At 69.7% G+C, this 18,231-nt stretch carries 8 protein-coding genes and 5 pseudogenes; 10 read left to right on the top strand and 3 right to left on the bottom strand.

What is annotated here, in order from left to right; translation table 11 throughout:
- Positions 1 to 104: 104 nt before the first annotated feature.
- Positions 105 to 689 (bottom strand): substrate-binding domain-containing protein, encoded by a 585-nt coding sequence (locus QUE79_RS08425; RefSeq protein WP_286346269.1) that lies wholly within the window; start codon positions 687 to 689, stop codon positions 105 to 107.
- Positions 690 to 1,666: 977 nt separating this feature from the next.
- On the opposite strand from QUE79_RS08425, the pseudogene QUE79_RS25385 reads away from it, so the two are divergent.
- The 8 genes and pseudogenes from QUE79_RS25385 to QUE79_RS08385 form a co-directional block, all read left to right on the top strand.
- Positions 1,667 to 2,197, top strand: a pseudogene (locus QUE79_RS25385) (glycoside hydrolase family 38 N-terminal domain-containing protein); the annotation flags it as partial.
- 268 nt (positions 2,198 to 2,465) lie between these two features.
- On the top strand, positions 2,466 to 4,436 hold the full coding sequence (locus tag QUE79_RS08410) for a glycoside hydrolase family 38 C-terminal domain-containing protein (RefSeq protein WP_286346266.1): 1,971 nt from the start codon (positions 2,466 to 2,468) through the stop codon (positions 4,434 to 4,436).
- Positions 4,433 to 4,978 (top strand): annotated as a pseudogene (locus tag QUE79_RS26295) (glycoside hydrolase family 38 N-terminal domain-containing protein); the annotation flags it as partial. The gene QUE79_RS08410 and the pseudogene QUE79_RS26295, both read left to right, overlap by 4 nt.
- A gap of 242 nt (positions 4,979 to 5,220) precedes the next feature.
- Positions 5,221 to 5,553 (top strand): annotated as a pseudogene (locus tag QUE79_RS08405) (DUF5054 domain-containing protein); the annotation flags it as partial.
- A complete protein-coding gene (locus QUE79_RS08400) occupies positions 5,502 to 6,461 on the top strand; it encodes a DUF5054 domain-containing protein (RefSeq protein WP_286346672.1) in 960 nt (319 codons plus the stop codon). The pseudogene QUE79_RS08405 and the gene QUE79_RS08400, both read left to right, overlap by 52 nt.
- 30 nt (positions 6,462 to 6,491) lie before the next feature.
- Positions 6,492 to 7,702: pseudogene (locus tag QUE79_RS08395) on the top strand (MFS transporter).
- A gap of 148 nt (positions 7,703 to 7,850) precedes the next feature.
- Positions 7,851 to 8,681, top strand: a complete 831-nt coding sequence (locus QUE79_RS08390) for an aldo/keto reductase (protein ID WP_286346265.1) — start codon at positions 7,851 to 7,853, stop codon at positions 8,679 to 8,681.
- A 171-nt stretch (positions 8,682 to 8,852) separates the two neighbouring features.
- Positions 8,853 to 9,380, top strand: a complete 528-nt coding sequence (locus QUE79_RS08385; RefSeq protein ID WP_286346264.1) for a ribonuclease H family protein — start codon at positions 8,853 to 8,855, stop codon at positions 9,378 to 9,380.
- A 627-nt stretch (positions 9,381 to 10,007) separates the two neighbouring features.
- Here the strand turns inward: QUE79_RS08385 and QUE79_RS08380 are convergent.
- Both QUE79_RS08380 and QUE79_RS08375 read right to left on the bottom strand, forming a co-directional pair.
- Positions 10,008 to 12,568, bottom strand: a pseudogene (locus QUE79_RS08380) (DEAD/DEAH box helicase).
- 315 nt (positions 12,569 to 12,883) lie between these two features.
- Positions 12,884 to 14,425, bottom strand: coding sequence for a DUF7059 domain-containing protein (locus tag QUE79_RS08375; RefSeq protein WP_286346263.1), 1,542 nt, complete (start codon positions 14,423 to 14,425; stop codon positions 12,884 to 12,886).
- A gap of 91 nt (positions 14,426 to 14,516) precedes the next feature.
- On the opposite strand from QUE79_RS08375, the gene QUE79_RS08370 reads away from it, so the two are divergent.
- Both QUE79_RS08370 and QUE79_RS08365 read left to right on the top strand, forming a co-directional pair.
- Positions 14,517 to 16,250, top strand: coding sequence for an ABC transporter ATP-binding protein (locus QUE79_RS08370; protein WP_286346262.1), 1,734 nt, complete (start codon positions 14,517 to 14,519; stop codon positions 16,248 to 16,250).
- Positions 16,247 to 18,208 carry an ABC transporter ATP-binding protein gene (locus QUE79_RS08365; protein ID WP_286346261.1) on the top strand — a complete coding sequence of 654 codons (1,962 nt, stop codon included), beginning with the start codon at positions 16,247 to 16,249 and terminating at the stop codon, positions 18,206 to 18,208. Before QUE79_RS08370 ends, QUE79_RS08365 begins: the two co-directional genes overlap by 4 nt.
- The last annotated feature ends 23 nt before the right edge of the window (positions 18,209 to 18,231 follow it).

Genomic DNA, 18,231 nt, shown 5'->3' with positions numbered 1-18,231 from the left:
TGAAGCACCCCGGTGGCGGACTGATCCACCCACCGGTTGGTAACGTTATCAGATCCCGGAAGAGGGAACCACACCGAGACGCACGCCTCCAGGTCGGCCCGACGTCAGGAGAAGTCGACGAGACGGACCGGGAGCTCGACGAGGCGCGGCGCGGCGCCCTGCTCCCGCCCCTCGAGTCGATCGAACAGCAGCCCCGCGGCGATCCGGCCCAACTCGGAGGGATCGTGGTCGACGATCGAGAGCGGGATGGGCGACATGTCGGCGAACTCGAACGAGTCGAAGCCGAACAGTCGCAGGGACGGGAGTTCGCGCTCGTCGCGCCGGGCCGCCGTGCGGCGACGGTTCATCGACCTGATCACACCGACGCTGTTGCGGTTGTTCGCCGCGAAGACCGCCGTCGGCGGGTCGGCGAGAGCGAGGAGGTCGTCCATGGCCTGCTCGGCGGAGTCGGCGTCCTGCTGCCCGAGCCGGACGAGGTCGGCAGCCGGCTCGAGCCCGAGCTCGCGATGCGCCGCTTCGAACCCGTCGAAGCGGCGGCGCCCCGTCGCGACGGAGACCCGGTTTCCGAGGAAGGCGATGCGGCGGTGACCCTCGTCGAGCATCGCGCGAGTCGCGTCGTGGGCGCCGCGGACGTCGTCGAGCAGCACCGCGTCGGCGAGCGCGCCGTCGAACGATCGGGACGCGAGCACGAGCGGTACACCCCGAGACGCTCCGGGGCGAAGCGCACGGGATCGTGACCGACCGGGACGACGATGAGCCCTTCGACCTGCCGGCCGAGGAAGTCCAGGACGAGTTGTTTCTCGAGGTCGGCGTCTTCGTTCGTCACGCCCACCATGACCCGGCGCCCGGTCGCGGCGACGACGCGCTCGACGCCCTGCAGCATGCCGGCGTAGTAGGGGTTGCCGATGTTCGTGATGAGCACGCCGATCAGGCCGGAACGCTCTCCCTGGCGCAGGCGCCTGGCATTCTCGTTGCGGTGGTATCCGACCTCGGCGATGACCCTCTCGACGTGTTCGCGCACCTGCGGGCGGACGTTCTTGCCGCCGGAGAGGACGCGGGACACGGTCATCGGACTGACGTCGGCGGCCTTCGCGATGTCCTTCACGGTGGGCGCCGAACCGGATCGACGGGCCGGAGCCTTCTCCCCTCCGCACTCGCCATGACCTCAGGTATACAGGACGCGAGGGCGGGTGACTTCGTGGCGGCTCACCGTGGCGGACGCGGCGACTCGGTGCTACCGTCTCTTGGTAACGTTATCAAATCAACGACGATCGAAGGGGCCCGCGTGCCTGAATCACGGAACGACAGTCCGACCACTCCTCGCCCGGCGCTGATCGCCAACGAGCCGTGGAGTCGCCCGGCCGCCCGCCGAGGCCTGATCGAGCGGGCCATCTCCTCGGAGGGCGCCATCGGCGGCCACCGCGTCCGCATTCTTCCCGAGCCCCTGCGGAAGACGCTCGACGGCGTCGAGGTGCAGGCCGTCCGGATCCTGTTCGACGATGCCGCGAGCGCGACCAGCGCGGGCACCCTCGCGTCCTGGTCGACGGCTCCGACCGGGTCGCCGGCCTGAGCGACGCTCCCGACGCGGAGTCGCTCCGTCTGCTGATCCGGGTCGTCGACACCGACACTCCCGCCTCCTCGTCCTTCCGCCTTCGGCGACGAGCAAATCGACTTCGTTCTCACGCCGCAGCGCGCGTGGTCGGTCCACATCGTCCACCACTCCCACTTCGACTTCGGCTACACGGACCCGCAAGCGTCCGTGATCGCGCAGCAGCGCTCCTATCTCGACACGGCCATGGACCTCGCCGAGACGACGGCCGACTGGCCCGAGGAGTCCCGCTTCCGCTGGAACGCCGAAGCGCTCTGGGCCTTCAGCGACTGGGAGAAGCACCGACCCGCGAGCCGGATCGACGAGTTCGTCCAGCTGGTGAAAGACGGCTCGATCGGTCTCAGCGCCATGCCCTACAACCTCCACACCGACACCTGCTCGACGGACGAGTTGCACGAGCTGCTTCGGGAGGCGCGCAGGATCCGGGACACCTACGGAATCGACTTCACGACCGCCATGCAGACGGACGTCCCCGGTCAGGTGGCCGGTCTCCCCGATGCTCTCAGCGACGTCGGGGTGAAGTACCTCGCCGTGGCGCACAACTGGGCGGGCCGGTCGCAGCCGCACACGTCGGGTGCTCTGAACCTGCCTCGGATGTTCCGCTGGAAGACCCCGGCCGGCAACTCGGTGATCGTCTGGATGACGGACTCCCCCACGGGCTCGCCTACATGGAGGGGCCGAACGTCGGCTTCACGGAAGGCTACGAAGAGGTCGACGCCCTCTTCCCGGCCTACCTGCAGGCCCTGGCCACTCGCGGCTACCCGTACCCCCTGGCATCTTCGGCGCCCACGGCGAGACCGCGGAGGGCCGCGACGGCTACCCGTGGGACGTCCTGCATCTGCGCACCCAGGGCTTCATGGGCGACAACGGGCCGGCGCGTCTCCACGTCTCCGAGCTGGTCAGGCGCTGGAACGAGAACTGGACGTCGCCCACGCTGCGCGTCTCCCGCAACGAGGACTTCTTCGCCGAGGCGGAACGCCGCTACGGCGACGAACTCATCACGGTCGAGGGCGACTGGGGCGACTGGTGGGTCGAGGGCGTCGGCTCCGCCGCCGTGCCGCTGGCGCTCAGCCGCCAGGGCCAGGCGGCCGTGACCGATGCCGCCTCGATCTCGGAGGTGGCCGCCTGGCTGGGCGGCACCGGCGTCCCCGATGCCAGGCGGGAGAGCGGCGAGGTCTACGACGCGATCTCGATGTTCAACGAGCACACCTGGGGCGCGGGCGATTCGTGGACGCACGGCGACGAGGGCTTCCAGTCGGGCGAGCTGCAGTGGCAGTGGAAGGTGGGCCAGGGAATCGCCGCCCACCAGCGGGCCCTCGAGTTCCGCGAGCACGCGATGGCGTACCTGGCCGAGGGCGTCTCGCCCGATCCCGACTCCGTGACGAGCTACGTCGCCGCCAACGCCACGGGGCGGCGGCGCGACGCCGTCGTCCAGCTCCTCGTCAAGGAGGCGCACCTCCCCCTCGACACCGGGTTCGTGGTCCGAGACGGCCGAAGCGGCGCGATCCTGCCCCACTCCGTCAAGGACCAGGGCAATCAGCCGCACCGCGAATCGGGTCGATGGGCGAGCGTGATCGTGCCGGATCTTCCCGCGCTCGGATTCGTACGCCTCGACGTGTCGCGCGCCGACGCGGACGCCGAGACCGAGTCGCTCTCGCTCCACTCGACGCCCCGACAGGATCTCCTGACGCTCGAGAACGAGCACCTGCGCGTGGTCGTCGACGAGCAGACCTCGTCGATCTCGTCCCTGGTCGAGAAGCGCACGGGTCGCGACCTGGTCAACTCCGCATCGGTGGCGGGGTTCAACGCCTACCTGTACGACGAGTACGGGTCGTCGGGCGCCGGCTTCAACCACCTCGCCAACAAGCTCTCCGTCTCGGACCGCCTCGAACTGCTCGCTTCGCGGACGGTCGCGAATCCCTCCGTGGTCGTCGAGCGGGCGAGGGACGCCGTCGAGGAACGGCTCGTCTACGAGTACACGGCGAACGGCGTCGACCGGGTCGAGGTCACCCTGCGCCTTCGACACGGGTCGCCGAGGCTCGTGATCGAGAACCGCGTGACCAAGAAGACCACCCTGATCAAAGAGAGCGGCTACTTCGCGTTCCCGTTCGCGGCGTCCGACCCCGTGGTCCACTTCGAGGTCTCCGGCGGCGTCACCGGAGACGGCATCGCCCACATCCCCGGGGCGCCGCAGCACATGCGCGCGGTCCGCAACTGGGTGACCATCGACGATGGAGACGACGCGGTCGTCTGGGTGACGAAGGACGCCCCGCTCGTCCAGGTCGGAAGCATCGCGCTTCCGTACTCCCCGTTCCCGGCGAGCACGAGCCCGGTCGAGCCGGCAACCGTCTTCTCGTGGTTCCACAACAACGTCTGGGACACGAACTTCCCCATCGAGCAGGCGTTCACGGCCACGTTCACCTACGCCGTGGGCGTGCGCGCGACGGCGGACGAACCGACCCAGGCGACGGCGATCGCGACCGGCGCCGACGTCGTCCACCCGGTGGCCGTGGCCGAGGCGCGCGGGCACGCCGCCGACGGCACCGCCGAAGCGTCGCTCGTCGAGATCGACGACGAGCGCGTGCAGCTGGTGTCGGTCGTGGCCGGCGACGGGCCCGCGGCGTCGATCGTCCGACTGCAGTCGTTCGCCGGCGAGGAGATCGACGCGACGCTGACCTTCGGAATCGAGATCGGCTCCGCCGCCCGGAGCACCTACCTCGGAGACGAGCGGGAGCCGCTCGCCGTCGACGGCCGTCGGGTCGCGATCCGGCTCCGCCCCTACGAGACCGCGGCCGTCGCTCTCCGGCGGGAGGTCACCACTCCGTGATCGAGACGGTCCACGTCGTCTTCAAGACGCATCTCGATCTGGGGTTCACGGGGCGCGCGGACGCCGTACTCGACGAGTACGTCGAGCACTGGATCCCGCGTGCCCTCGACCTGGCCGAGGAGCTCGCCGAGTCGCCCGACGCCTCGTTCGTCTGGACGACGGGATCCTGGCTCGTGAAGGCCTTTCTCGATCGAGCCGACCCTCACGGAGTGGCGCGGATGGAGGAGGCGATCGCGGGCGGCCGGATCGTCTGGCACGCCCTCGCCTGCTCGACGCACACGGAGCTCATGGACGGGCCCCTCGTCGAGTACGCGCTGTCGATCTCGAAGCGCCTCGACGAACGCTTCGGAACCACCAGGATCGCCGCCAAGATGACCGACGTTCCCGGTCACACGATCGGTCTCGTCCCGTTCCTCGCCCGGGCGGGCGTCCGCTATCTCCACCTGGGCGTGAACCCCGTCTCGGCGCTCCCCGACGTTCCCGAGTTGTTCGTCTGGCGGGCGCCGGACGGCTCCGAGGTCGTCGTCCACTACCAGGGTGAGTACGGCTCGACGGCCCAGGGCGAAGCCTTCACCGCGCCCGGGCTTCGCGACGCCCTGTACGTCGCCCACACGAACGACAATCTGGGGCCGCCCTCGCGCGACGCCGTGGTGGCGCTGTTCGCCCGTCTCCGGAACGAGTACCCGGGGGCGAGGATCGTGGCCTCCACGTTCGACGCGTTCGCGCAGGCCGTCGACGGCATCCGGGACACCCTCCCCACTCTCGAGGACGAGATCGGCGACACCTGGATCCACGGGCCCGCGTCCGACCCCTTCTGCTCTCGCGGTTCCGCTCGCTTCTGCGAGCGCGATCGGCGCTCGTGGACGATGGCGGCCTGGCCGTCGGCGACGCCGAGTACACCTCGTTCAGCGACCCCCTCCTGCTCGTCGCCGAGCACACCTGGGGTGAAGACCAGAAGACGTTCCTGCCCGATTTCTCGAGCTACGACCGACCCGACTTCGAGCGGGCGAGAGCACAGGATCTCGTCCCCGGCACCGCGTTCTCGTTCGCAGCGTTCGAAGCGTCCTGGCAGGAGCAGCGCGACCGGATCGACCAGGCGCTGGCCGCGCTCTCCCCGCGAACCGGGCGGCAGCCGAGGCGGAGCTCACCCGAACAGTCGCGTCAGAGCTCACCCAAGCGGTCGCGTCGACGCCCTCCGAGATCTCCGCCGGCGCGGCCACCGTGCCCGAACGACTCGGCCTCTTCCGAGCTCGGTTCGACGACACCGGCGCCGTGGCCGAGCTCGTGGACGATCGCGGCACCGCGTGGTTCGACAGCGACCACGTCGCCGGCCGGTTCGTCTATCTGACCTACGACGCCACGGACTACGACACCTGGGTGGCCGAGTACTGCCGCGACGTCGACGCGAACGCCGAGTGGGCGCTCCCCGACCAGACGCGACTCGGGCTCCGCGAGTCCTCCGCGACGGCGCGGCACACCGACTTCGCGCCGCGGGTGTCTGCTCGCGAGTTCTCGGCCACGCCGGACGCCGACGTCGTGACGATCCACCTGACCCTGCCGGACGAAGCGATCTCCCCGTTCGGGGCCCCGCAGCGGCTCACGCTCGTCTACCGTTTCTCCCGATCCAACCGGCGCGTCGATCTCTCGCTCACGACGCACGGCAAACGCGCCACGCGCCTGCCGGAGGCGAGCCTCCTGGCGATCGTCCCCGCGATCCCCGGACGCTGGACCCTCGACAAGCTCGGTACGGAGGTCGATCCCCAGCGCGTCGTCCGGGGCGGGGCCCGCCGCGTGCACGCCGTCGACGGCCTCCGATTCACCGGAGACGCCGGGGCACTGACCGTGACCTCTCTGGACGCTCCCGTGGTGGCCCTCGGGAAGCCCGAACTGCTCCGATTCGACCGAGCTCTGCCCGATCCTGAGGCGGGAGCCCACGTGATCCTGCACGACAATCTCTGGCCGACGAACTTCCCGCAGTGGTTCGAGGACGACCTGACCTACCGCTTCCGCTTCGCGATCGCCTGAACCCCGCGGGTTCCGTAGACTTGTTCCCTCGTGGGCGCCTATTCGAATCTTCTGAAGACGCCGGGCGTCGCGCGGATCATCGCCGCACAATTGACGGCCCGGTTCCCCTTCGGCATGCTCTCGCTCGCCTTCCTGCTGCACGTCGAGCACAACACCGGCTCGTACGGCGCGGCCGGTCTCGTCCTGGCTGCGACGAGTGTCGGGCAGGCGATCTCGGGCCCGCTCACGAGCCGCTGGATGGGCATCTGGGGCATGCGCCCCGTGCTCCTGCTCACCCTGACGATCTGCGTCGTGAGCCTGGTGGTGTTCGCGCTCGCCGACCTGACACTCCCCTCTACATGGTCGTCGGGTTCGTCGCGGGGCTCAGCGTGCCACCGGTCCAGCCGGCGGTCCGCACCATCTATCCCAAGATGGTCAACTCGAAGCAGCTCACCCCGCTGTTCTCGCTCGACGCCTCGGCGCAGGAGATCATCTGGGTCGCCGGTCCCGTCATCACGACGTTCGTAGGAACGCAGATCGGCACCGTCTACGCGATCCTGGTCGCCGCCCTATTCCTCATCGGCGGAGGCATCTGGTTCATCGCGTCTCCGGAGGTCGGCAGGGTCCGCATCCCGAAGAGCAAGCGGTCGTTCGGGAAGGTACTCGCCCGCCCCACCGTGCTCCTCTCCACGGTCACCGGCTTCCTCCTCATCGGCACCTGCTCCGCCGTCGAGGCCGGGGTCATCAGCGCCTTCGGTGACGGCAGCCCCGCCTCGGGCTTCGTGCTCGCAGTGTTCGCGATCGGGTCGCTGGCCGGCGGCCTGCTGCTCGGACACCTCGCCGTGGGCCCCTGGTCGCTGCCGATCCGCATGGCCATCGTGTTCGTCGGCATCGCGCTCACCGTCTTCATCCCGACCTCGTTCGTCTGGCTCTGCGTGACCCTGCTGATCGCCGGCGTCGGTATCGCCCCGGCCCTGGCGGTCATGTTCGCGATCATCTCGTCGAGCGTGCGGTTCAGCGACACGGCCGAGGCGTACGGCTGGGCCGGCACCGGGCAGCTCATCGGGGCGGCGATCGGCTCGGCCATCGCCGGCGCCTTGATCGACCGCACCGGCACCGTGGGCGGGCTGTTCGTCGCGTCCGCGTTCGCGCTGCTGGGCATCCTGGTGCCCCTCGTGTTCAAGCGCGTGCTGCCCGACCTGCGCGGCTCCGACGCGAGCCCGCTCGCCGACACGGAGCCCGTGCCGATCCAGGCGAGCTGACCTCGCCCCGCCGACACGGAGCCCGCACCGATCCAGGCGAGCTGCCCTCGCCTCGCAGACACGGAGCCCGCACCGATCCCGGCGAGCTGCCCTCGCGGGGCTGCGACGTGCGCACCGAGCGGACAGGCGCGAGGCCGATAATCGAGACATGACTCTCGACGCGGTCCCCCGGATCCGACTCAACGACGGCAACTCCATCCCGCAGCTCGGACTCGGCGTCTACAAGGTCGACGACGACGAGGCCGAGCGCACCGTCGCGACCGCTCTCGAAGCCGGCTACCGCCACCTCGACACCGCGGAGTACTACGGCAACGAGGCCGGCGTCGGCCGGGCGCTGGCGGCATCGGGCCTCGCGCGAGACGACGTCTACCTGACCACCAAGGTCTGGAACGACCAGCAGGGGTACGACTCCACCCTCCGCTCGTTCGACCTCAGCCTGTCCAAACTCGGCGTCGACGTCGTCGACCTCTACCTCATCCACTGGCCCGCGCCGAGACAAGACCTCTACATCGAGACCTACCGCGCCCTGGAGAAGATCCGCGAGGAGGGGCGCACCCGGTCGATCGGCGTCTCGAACTTCCAGACGCACCACCTCGAGCGGCTCCTCGGCGAGACCGACGTCGTGCCCGTCATCAACCAGATCGAGGTGCAGCCCTGGCTCCAGCAGCGGGAGCTCCGGGCCTTCGGCGACGCCCGCCACATCGTGACCGAAGCCTGGTCGCCCCTCGCGCGCGGGCGCATCCTGGAAGACCCGGCCTTGCTGGCGCTGGCCGCCAAGCACGGCGTCTCGACCGCCCAGGCCGTCATCCGGTGGCACCTGCAGCAGGGGCTCGTCGTCATCCCCAAGTCGGTCACGCCCTCGCGCATCGCCGAGAATCTCGACGTGTTCGGCTTCGAGCTCGACGCCGACGACATCGGCGTGATCGATGCGCTCGACTCGGGCGAGCGGGTGGGGTCGCACCCCGACGAGGTCGGCTGATCCTGCGCCCCGCCCTGCCCCTCCCTCTGCCCCCTGCTCTGCCCCTCCCTCTGCCCCGCCCGAAATCGAAGGAGACTTCGGGCACGGGGCACGGTTCTCGGGCCAGGACGGGCCCCCGGCCGAAAATCCCCTTCGATTTCGGGAGGAGGGGACACCCGGTAGCGTTGGCGGGTGACCATTCGAGCAGCAGCAGACGGATCAGCCCTCGGCAACCCCGGCCCCGCAGGATGGGCGTGGTACGTCGACGACGACCGCTGGGCGGCCGGCGGCTGGCCCCGCAACACGAACAACGTCGGCGAGCTGACGGCCGTGCTCGAACTGCTCCGGGCGACCGCCGATGAAGACGACGACCTGCTGATCCTCTGCGACAGCCAGTACGCGATCAAGGCCTGCACCGAGTGGATGGCCGGCTGGAAGCGCAAGGGCTGGCGCAAGGCCGACGGCAAGCCCGTGATGAACGTCGAGATCATCAAGGAGCTCGACGAGGCTCTTCAGGGACGCCGCGTGACGTTCGAGTGGGTGCGCGGCCACGTCGGCCACGTCATGAACGAGGCCGCCGACATCCGCGCGCGCACGGCCGCCGAGGCGTTCCAGCGGCGTGGGCCCGTGCCCTCCGGCCCCGGCTGGCCCGGTAAGCCTGTCACCACCGTCTCGGCCGAAGCCGCGGCTCCCGCTGCGGAGCCGCCCGCCCTCTTCTGAAGCACGTGCGGCCTTCTGAGGCGCGTGCCGCCTTCCAAGGCGCGTGCGGCCTTCCGAGGCGCGTGCCGCCTTCCGAGGCGCGTGCCGCCTTCCGAGGCGCACGCGACCTTCTGAAGTACGTGCGGCCGCGAGGGGTACGGCCGGCTGATCGAGATCCTGCCCGCCAACCGGGCCATCGGCCGAGGCGTCTCGTGGCACGGCATCGCTCCGGCGTGGCTGCTTGCCGACGGTCCGGAGCCCGTCGAATTCGACGACGCCGTCATCGAGACGCGGCTGCGCGATGCGGCCGCCCCGGTACCCGGATCGCTGACCGCCCCGCCCGTCTTCGCGCGCGTGGTCGGAGACGTGGCGCTTCCTCGAGGGCGCCGCTGTGGTCGCCGGCGCGGCATTCCGCGTCCTCGACCTCGGGAGCGCCGGGTACTGGCACCGCGCCCCGGGCGACCTACCCGGCCGATCCGCCCTCACGCCGATGGGATCGGCGTCCTTCTTCCGAATCCTCGTCGAAGTGTTCGCCGCCGGACACCGATCCTGCAAAAACGAGACGAGTTGCGGACGAATCGCCCTGCCGCGGCAGGTTGAATCGTCCGGGAAACGTCTTACGGCAGGGCCGGGCTCGGCGGGGCCGGGCTAGACGGGGCCGACGGCCGTCACGCGCAGCACGGCGAGGCCCTGCTCGTTCGACTCGGCCAGGTCGACGGTGCCGGTGATGCCCCAGTCGTGGTCGCCCGAGGGATCGTCGAAGATCTGGCGCACCTCCCACGCGGTCGGGCCCTCCGTGACGACGAGCATCGCCGCGGACCGAGCCCCCGGGCCGGTGCCGATCGAGTCGTACTCGTCGTAGTACCCGTCGAGGGCCGCGCCCCACGCGTCCGCGTCGAAGCCGGCCGCCGCGTCGAGCTCGCCCAGAGCGTCGGCGTCGTCGAGCGCCGCCAGCTGCACCCGCCGGAACAGCTCGTTGCGTACGAGCACGCGGAACGCCCGGTGGTTGCCGGTGAGCGTCCGGAGAACGGGCGGCACGATGGCCTGCTCCGCCGCGATCTCCGTCGGGTTGACCATCTCCTCCCACTCGTCGAGCAGCGACGAGTCGACCTGCCGCACGAGCTCGCCGAGCCACTCGATGATGTCGAGCAGGTCGTCGGTCTTCGACTCGTTCGGGATGGTCTGTCGAAGCGCCCGGTAGGCGTCGGACAGGTAGCGGAGCACGAGTCCCTCCGACCGGGCGAGCCCGTAGAAGTTCACGTAGTCGCCGAACGTCATCGCCCGCTCGTACAGGTCGCGCACGACCGACTTGGGCGAGAGCTCGAAGTCGCCGATCCACGGCTGCGACGCCTTGTACGTCTCGAACAGCGCCGTCAGCAGCTCGTCGAGCGGCTTCGGCCAGGTGACCTCCTCGAGCAGCTCCATGCGCTGGTCGTACTCGATGCCCTCCTGCTTCATCGCCGCCACCGCCTCGCCCCGGGCCTTGAACTGCTGCTGCGACAGGATCGGCCGCGGATCGTCGAGGGTCGACTCGACGACCGACACCATGTCGAGGGCATACGAATCCGACGAGGGGTCGAGCACCTCGAACGTGGCGAGCGCGAACGGCGACAGCGGCTGGTTGAGGGCGAAGTTCGGTTGCAGGTCGACCGTGAGGCGAATGGAGGGCGCAGGATCCGGGTCTTCCGCGGTCGGAATCCCGGGGAACTGCTCGACGACGCCCGACTCGCGCAGCGCCCGGTAGATCGAGATCGCCTGGCGGGCGAGGGCGAACTGCTGCGCCTTCGACGAGTGGTTGTCGAAGACGAGCGTCCGCACGTTCGCGAAGGCGTCGCCGCCGCGGGCGATCACGTTGAGGAGCATGGCGTGGGTGATCTGCATGCTGGAGGTGAGGGCTCCGGCTCGGCCTCGATCAGCTTGAAGAACGACGGCTCGCCCCACGACACGAAGCCGTCGGGGGCTTTCTTGCGGATGATCTTGCGCTTCTTCTTCGGGTCGTCGCCGGCCTTCTTGATCTGCGACAGGTTCTCGATCTCGTGTTCGGGGGCCTCGAGCGTGACGGTTCCGGCGGTGTCGTAACCGGCCCGCCCGGCCCGCCCGGCGACCTGGTGGAACTCGCGCGCGGTGAGCTGGCGCATCCTGGTGCCGTCGAACTTGGTGAGCGCCGTGAGCAGGACCGTCCGGATCGGCACGTTGATGCCCACGCCGAGCGTGTCGGTGCCGCAGATCACCCGGAGCAGACCGCGCTGGGCGAGCTGCTCGACGAGCCGCCGGTACTTGGGCAGCATGCCGGCGTGGTGCACGCCGATGCCCGCGCGCACGAGGCGGTTGAGAGTCTTGCCGAAGCCGGTGGAGAAACGGAACCCCGCGATCAGGGAGGCGATCTCGTCGCGTTGCTCCCGGCTGGCGATCTTGATGCTCGACAGCGCCTGCGCCCGCTCGAGGGCGGCGGCCTGCGAGAAGTGGACGACGTAGATGGGAGCCTCGCCGGTCGAGAGCAGGTCTTCGACGGTCTCGTGCACGGGAGTCGTCGCGTAGAAGTAGTGCAGCGGCACCGGGCGCTCGACGCCGGTGACGAGAGCGACCGGCTCGCCGGTTCGACGGCCGAGGTCGTCGCTGATCTTCTCGACGTTGCCGAGGGTGGCGGACATGAGCAGGAACTGCACGTCGGGCAGCAGGAGGAGCGGCACCTGCCACGCCCAGCCGCGCGCGGGGTCGGCGTAGAAGTGGAACTCGTCCATCACGACCTGCCCGACCTCGGCAGCCGCACCGTGGCGCAGAGCGAGGTTGGCCAGGATCTCCGCGGTGCAGCAGATGATCGGCGCATCGGCGTTCACGGACGAATCGCCGGTGACCATACCGACGTTCTCCGGGCCGAAGAGGTCGACGAGCGCGAAGAACTTCTCGCTGACGAGAGCCTTGATGGGTGCGGTGTAGTAGCTGCGCCTGCCCGTGGCGAGCGCGACGAAGTGAGCGCCCGCGGCCACGAGCGACTTGCCCGTGCCCGTCGGCGTCGACAGGATCACGGAAGCACCGGAGACGAGCTCGATCATGGCCTCGTCCTGGGCCGGGTAGAGCGGGAGTCCGCGCGACTCGGCCCACGCGGCGAAGTCGGTGTAGACGGTGTCGGGGTCGAAGGTGCCGTCGCCGGTGGTGTCGTTCGGCCCGTAGTACTCGGACAGCAGGGCGGCGAGAGGCGCATTCGACATGATGCATCGATCCTGCCCTACTGCGCCTGCGGGCGAGACCAGGTGTTTGGCCGGCGGCGCGTGGCCAGGAGCGCGCGTTCGTCCCGCGATACAGAGATGCGCCCCCGTCGACGCCGCGAGGCGGACTGGGGGCGCATCAGCACGTCCTCGAGGCCGACCGAGCGGAATCGGATCAGGTGACTGCCGCGCGATCGGTTCGGAACTGGACGTGGTGCCTCGGTAACCAGCCGAGAGCGATCCCTAGGCTATATGCCTTTGCATAGGTAGCGGGGGTGATTCGTGGGTGATAGACGACCCAGTTCAGGGCACGCGACGTCAGAGGCGCAGGATGCCCACGCGGACGAGTTCTCGCACGCGCGGCAGGAGCTCCGCCCGAAGGTCGGCCTCGGACGCCTCGAGCAGCTGTGCCAGGGCCCCGACGATCGCTCCGACGCCGAGGTCGCCGTCGCAGGCGCCGACGAGCGCCGAGAGCGCGGTCCCCGACTCGACGGTGCGGGCGAAGCCGCCGCCCTGGCGGAGGCTGATGACCGTGGGATCGTCGTTTCCCGGCCAGTAGTGGCGCTCCTCCGTGACGTCTCCGGCGACGCGCAGCGTCGTGAGGAGCAGTTCGTCGTCGGTGAGCGAACGGAGGGCGTCCACCGCGTCGAGGCCCTCGAGCAGGTGCGCGCCGAGCCCGGTGTCGTTCGACCCGAGGGAGCCGGCGAGACGCTCGATCGTCGTGGTGGTGGCCGCCTCGGGATCCTGCGGCCTGCGGAGGGTCACGTAGCCGAAGCCGATCTCGCTCACCTGACGCGCGGCGAAGTCGTCGAGCCAGACCTCGTAGAGGCGCTCGAAGTCGGCTGAGCCCGGCCGGGTGCCTCCGTCGCGGATCCAGGTCTCGGCGTAGCTCGCGACGTCCTGCACCTCTCGCTCGACGACCCACACGTCGAGGTCGGCTCCGCCTCGGGCCACCCAGTCGGCGACCGAGAAGGCGCCGCGCTTGCCCGAGCCGCCCGTCTCCCAGTTGCCGAGCAGCTGGGCGACGCCGCCCGGTGCGAGATGCGCGCCGACCTGCTCCACGACCGTCGCCACGAGAGCGTCGCCGACCATGCCGCCGTCGCGGTACTCGTACGCCGGCACGCCCTCGGCCCGCGGCGTGATCACGAACGGCGGGTTGGAGACGATGTGGTCGAAGGTCTCGCCGGCGACCGGCTCGAAGAGGTCGCCCAGACGGAACTCGATGCCGTCGACGAGGTTGAGCTCGGCATTGAAGCGGGCGAAGTCGAGAGCGCGGGAGGAGATGTCGGTCGCCACGACGTGACGAGCGTGTCGGGCGACGTGCATCGCCTGGATGCCGCAGCCCGTGCCGAGGTCGAGGGCCCGGTCGACCGCGCGGGGGATCATGAGCCCGCTGAGCGTCGTCGAGGCGCCCCCGATGCCGAGCACGTGGTCTTCGCGCAGCGGCCCCTGGAGGGCGAGCTCGCCGAGGTCGGAGGCGATCCACCAGGTGACCTCGCCGGCGCTGTCGACGAACGAGTAGGGCCGCAGGTCGACGAGGGGCCGCACGGTGTCGCCGTCGACCTGGATCAGCGAGAGCGCCTCCGCCCCGCCGAGACCCAGCGTGGGCAGGGCGGCGTCGACGTCCGCTCGGGACTGCGGGTAGCCGAGCACGAAGAGCAGCGCGAGCGTGTCGGACGCGCGCTCCTCGCCGGTGGCGGGGATCCTGCTCGCGAGGGCTCGCCTGGCCGCGATCCGCTCTCCGCGGAAGAGTGCCGCACCGCCGGAGGCGCCCCAGGCGCCGGCGCCGGACAGCCGGGCGACCGTGAAGAGCGACCGGTCGAGGTCGTGGCGGAGACGGGTGGGGAGATCGGAACGCACCCGACCATCCTGCCCGACCTTGTGGCCGGGATCGGCCCTCACTAGGCTCCCCCGCAGGATCCGCGGTGCGACCCCGCGCGAAAGGTTCTCCATGCTCCTCCCTCTCCTCCGGCAATTCCTCCGGCCGCACTGGCGGCTGCTCGCGGGAGTCGTCGTGTTCCAGCTCGCTTCGTCGATCGCCTCGCTGTACCTGCCGACGCTCAACGCCGACATCATCGACAACGGCGTGGCCACGGGCGACACCGGCTACATCCTGCGGCTCGGCCTGATCATGCTCCTCATCACTCTCGCGCAGATCGCGTGCGCCATCACCGCCGTCTACTTCGGCGCGCGGGCCGCCATGGGCACCGGGCGCGACCTCCGCGGTGCGGTCTTCGGTCGCGTCGCCGCCTTCTCGGAGCGCGAGGTCACGAAATTCGGCGCACCGTCGCTCATCACGCGCAACACGAACGACGTCCAGCAGGTGCAGATGCTCGTGCTGATGTCGTGCACACTGCTCGTCTCGGCGCCGATCCTCTGCATCGGCGGCATCATCCTGGCGATCCAGCAGTCGCCCGGGCTGTCCTGGATCATCGCCATCAGCGTGCCGGTCCTCCTGATCGCGGTCGGTCTGATCATCACCCGCATGGTGCCCCAGTTCCGCAAGATGCAGGCCAGGATCGACACGGTCAACCGGGTCCTCCGGGAGCAGCTCACCGGTATCCGGGTCGTCCGGGCCTTCGTCCGCGAAGACATCGAGCGCAATCGGTTCGCCGACGCCAACACGGCGGTGACCGACACCGCCCTGCGAGCCGGGCGGCTGTTCGCCCTCATGTTCCCGACCGTCATGCTCGTGCTGAACGTCTCGAGCGTCGCCGTGATCTGGTTGGGCGCCTACCGGGTCGACGACGGGTCGATTCAGGTCGGCACCCTGACCGCGTTCCTCAGCTACCTCCTGCAGATCCTGATGTCGGTGATGATGGCGACCTTCATGGCGATCCTGGTACCGCGCGCCGCCGTCTGCGCCGACCGCATCTCGGAGGTGCTCCGCACGGAGCCGAGCGTCGTCGTCGATCCGGACCCGGTGACCGAGCTCACCGGCCGCGGAGCCATCCAGCTCCGCGGCGTCGGATTCGCCTACCCCGGTGCCGAGCAACCCGTCCTCGGTGACGTCGAACTCGACATCCGACGCGGCACGACGACGGCGATCATCGGGTCGACCGGCTCGGGGAAGACGACCCTCGTCAACCTGCTGCCGCGCCTGTTCGATGCGACCGACGGCCAGGTGCTCGTCGACGGCGTCGACGTCCGTCGACTCGACCCCGACGTGCTCTGGGCCACGATCGGGCTGGTCCCGCAGAAGCCCTACCTGTTCTCGGGCACGGTGGCGACCAACCTCCGCTACGGCAAGCCCGACGCGACAGACGCCGAGCTCTGGCGGGCGCTGGAGATCGCCCAGGCACGCGACTTCGTGGAGAAGATGGACGACCGCCTCGACGCCGCGATCGCCCAGGGCGGCACCAATGTCTCCGGCGGCCAGAGGCAGCGCCTCGCCATCGCCCGCGCCCTCGTGAAGCGTCCCGAGATCTACGTCTTCGACGACTCGTTCTCGGCGCTCGACCTGGCCACCGACGCCCGCCTCCGAGCAGCGCTCCGCGAGCACGAAGACGGAGCCACCTTCGTCATCGTCGCCCAGCGGGTCTCGACCGTCATCGACGCCGACCAGATCGTCGTCCTGGAGAACGGCAGGATCGTCGGGCAGGGCACCCACGACGACCTCCTCGCCTCGAACGAGACCTACGCCGAGATCGTCTCGTCGCAGCTGACCGCGGAGGAGGCGGCATGAGCACCACCTCCTCGTCCCAGCGTCCTCCCGCCCGACGCGGGCCCGGCGGCGGCGGCCCCTTCGCCGGCCAGATGCCCGCCGAGAAGTCGCTCGCCTTCGGCCCGAGCGCCAAGCGGCTGCTCCGCAGGCTCCTCCCCGAGCGAGCGAAGATAGCCCTCGTCGTCCTGCTCGCCATCGGCAGCGTCCTCTTCTCCGTCCTCGGCCCCCGCCTGCTCGGCGACGGAACGAACCTCATCGTCGCCGGAGCGTTCTCGAAGAACCTCCCCTCGGGCGAGACCCAGGCCCAGGTCATCCAGTCGATGAGAGCCCGCGGCCAGGGCCAGCTCGCCGACCTGTTCAGCGGCATGCACCTCACGCCGGGCGTCGGCATCGACTTCCTCGCCCTGTCGCACATCCTGATGCTCGTCCTGACGCTGTACGTCGCGGGATCGGTGTTCAGCTGGCTGCAGTCGTACCTCCTGAACGGCGTGGTCCAGCGCACCGTGTTCCGCTTCCGCGCCGACGTCGAGGAGAAGATCCACCGGCTGCCGCTGGCGTACTTCGACAAGACACCCCGCGGCGAGCTGCTCAGCCGCGTCACGAACGACATCGACAACGTCTCTCAGACGCTCCAGCAGACGATGAGCCAGCTGCTGACGTCGCTCCTGACCGTCGTGGGCGTCCTGGTGATGATGTTCGTCGTCTCCCCGCTGCTCGCGGTGATCGCCCTCGTGACGATCCCCCTCACGATCCTGATCACCACTGTCATCGCGAAGCGGTCGCAGAAGCTGTTCGTCGCTCAGTGGTCGCACACCGGCGCCCTGAACGCGCAGGTCGAGGAGGCCTTCACCGGACACGCCCTCGTCAAGGTCTTCGGCCGGCACCGCGAGGTCGAGGAGCGGTTCCGCCAGAAGAACCAGGAGCTCTACGAGGCCAGCTTCGGCGCGCAGTTCGTCTCGGGCATCATCATGCCGTCGATGATGTTCGTCGGGAACCTCGTCTACGTCGCCATCGCCGTCGTCGGAGGCCTGCGAGTGGCGTCGGGTGCGATGCAGATCGGCGACGTGCAGGCGTTCATCCAGTACTCGCGGCAGTTCACGCAGCCGCTGACGCAGCTCGGCTCGATGGCCAACCTGCTGCAGTCCGGGGTCGCCTCGGCCGAGCGCGTCTTCGAGGTGCTCGACGCCGAGGAGCAGTCGCAGGATCCCGCGGATCCTGTGCGTCTCGGCCCCACCGAGGGGCGCCTCGCCTTCGACGACGTCTCGTTCCGGTACGTCGCCGACAAGCCGCTGATCGACGGCCTCTCGCTCGTCGCCGAACCCGGCCAGACCGTCGCCATCGTGGGGCCGACCGGTGCCGGCAAGACGACGCTGGTCAACCTCATGATGCGCTTCTACGAGGTCGACTCCGGCAGGATCACGCTCGACGGCGTCGACATCGCCTCCCTGTCGCGTCTCGACCTGCGGAGCCGGATGGGCATGGTCCTGCAAGACACCTGGCTCTTCGCCGGAACCATTCGCGACAACATCGCCTACGGTCGGCCGACCGCCACCGACGACGAGATCGTCGCCGCGGCGAAGGCCACCTACGTCGATCGGTTCGTGCGGTCGCTGCCCGACGGCTACGACACGGTCCTCGACGACGAAGGATCGAACGTCAGTGCCGGCGAGAAGCAGCTGCTCACGATCGCCCGGGCGTTCCTGAACCGGCCGAGCGTGCTGATCCTCGACGAGGCGACGTCGTCCGTCGACACGCGGACCGAGCTGCTCGTGCAGCAGGCCATGAGCGCTCTCCGACAGGGACGCACCAGCTTCGTGATCGCCCACCGGCTGTCGACCATCCGCGACGCCGACCTGATCCTGGTCATGGAGGCCGGCACGATCGTCGAGCAGGGAACGCACCTGTCGCTGCTCGCGGCAGGCGGCGCCTACTACTCGCTCTACAACGCGCAGTTCGCGGGTGCGGTGGCGGAGGAGTAGCCGCGTTCCTCCCCACCCTCCCT

The sequence above is a fragment of the Frondihabitans sucicola genome (genome assembly GCF_030296615.1).
Taxonomy (GTDB): Bacteria; Actinomycetota; Actinomycetes; order Actinomycetales; family Microbacteriaceae; genus Frondihabitans; species Frondihabitans sucicola.
This window is presented reverse-complemented; position numbering and strand designations above follow the sequence as displayed.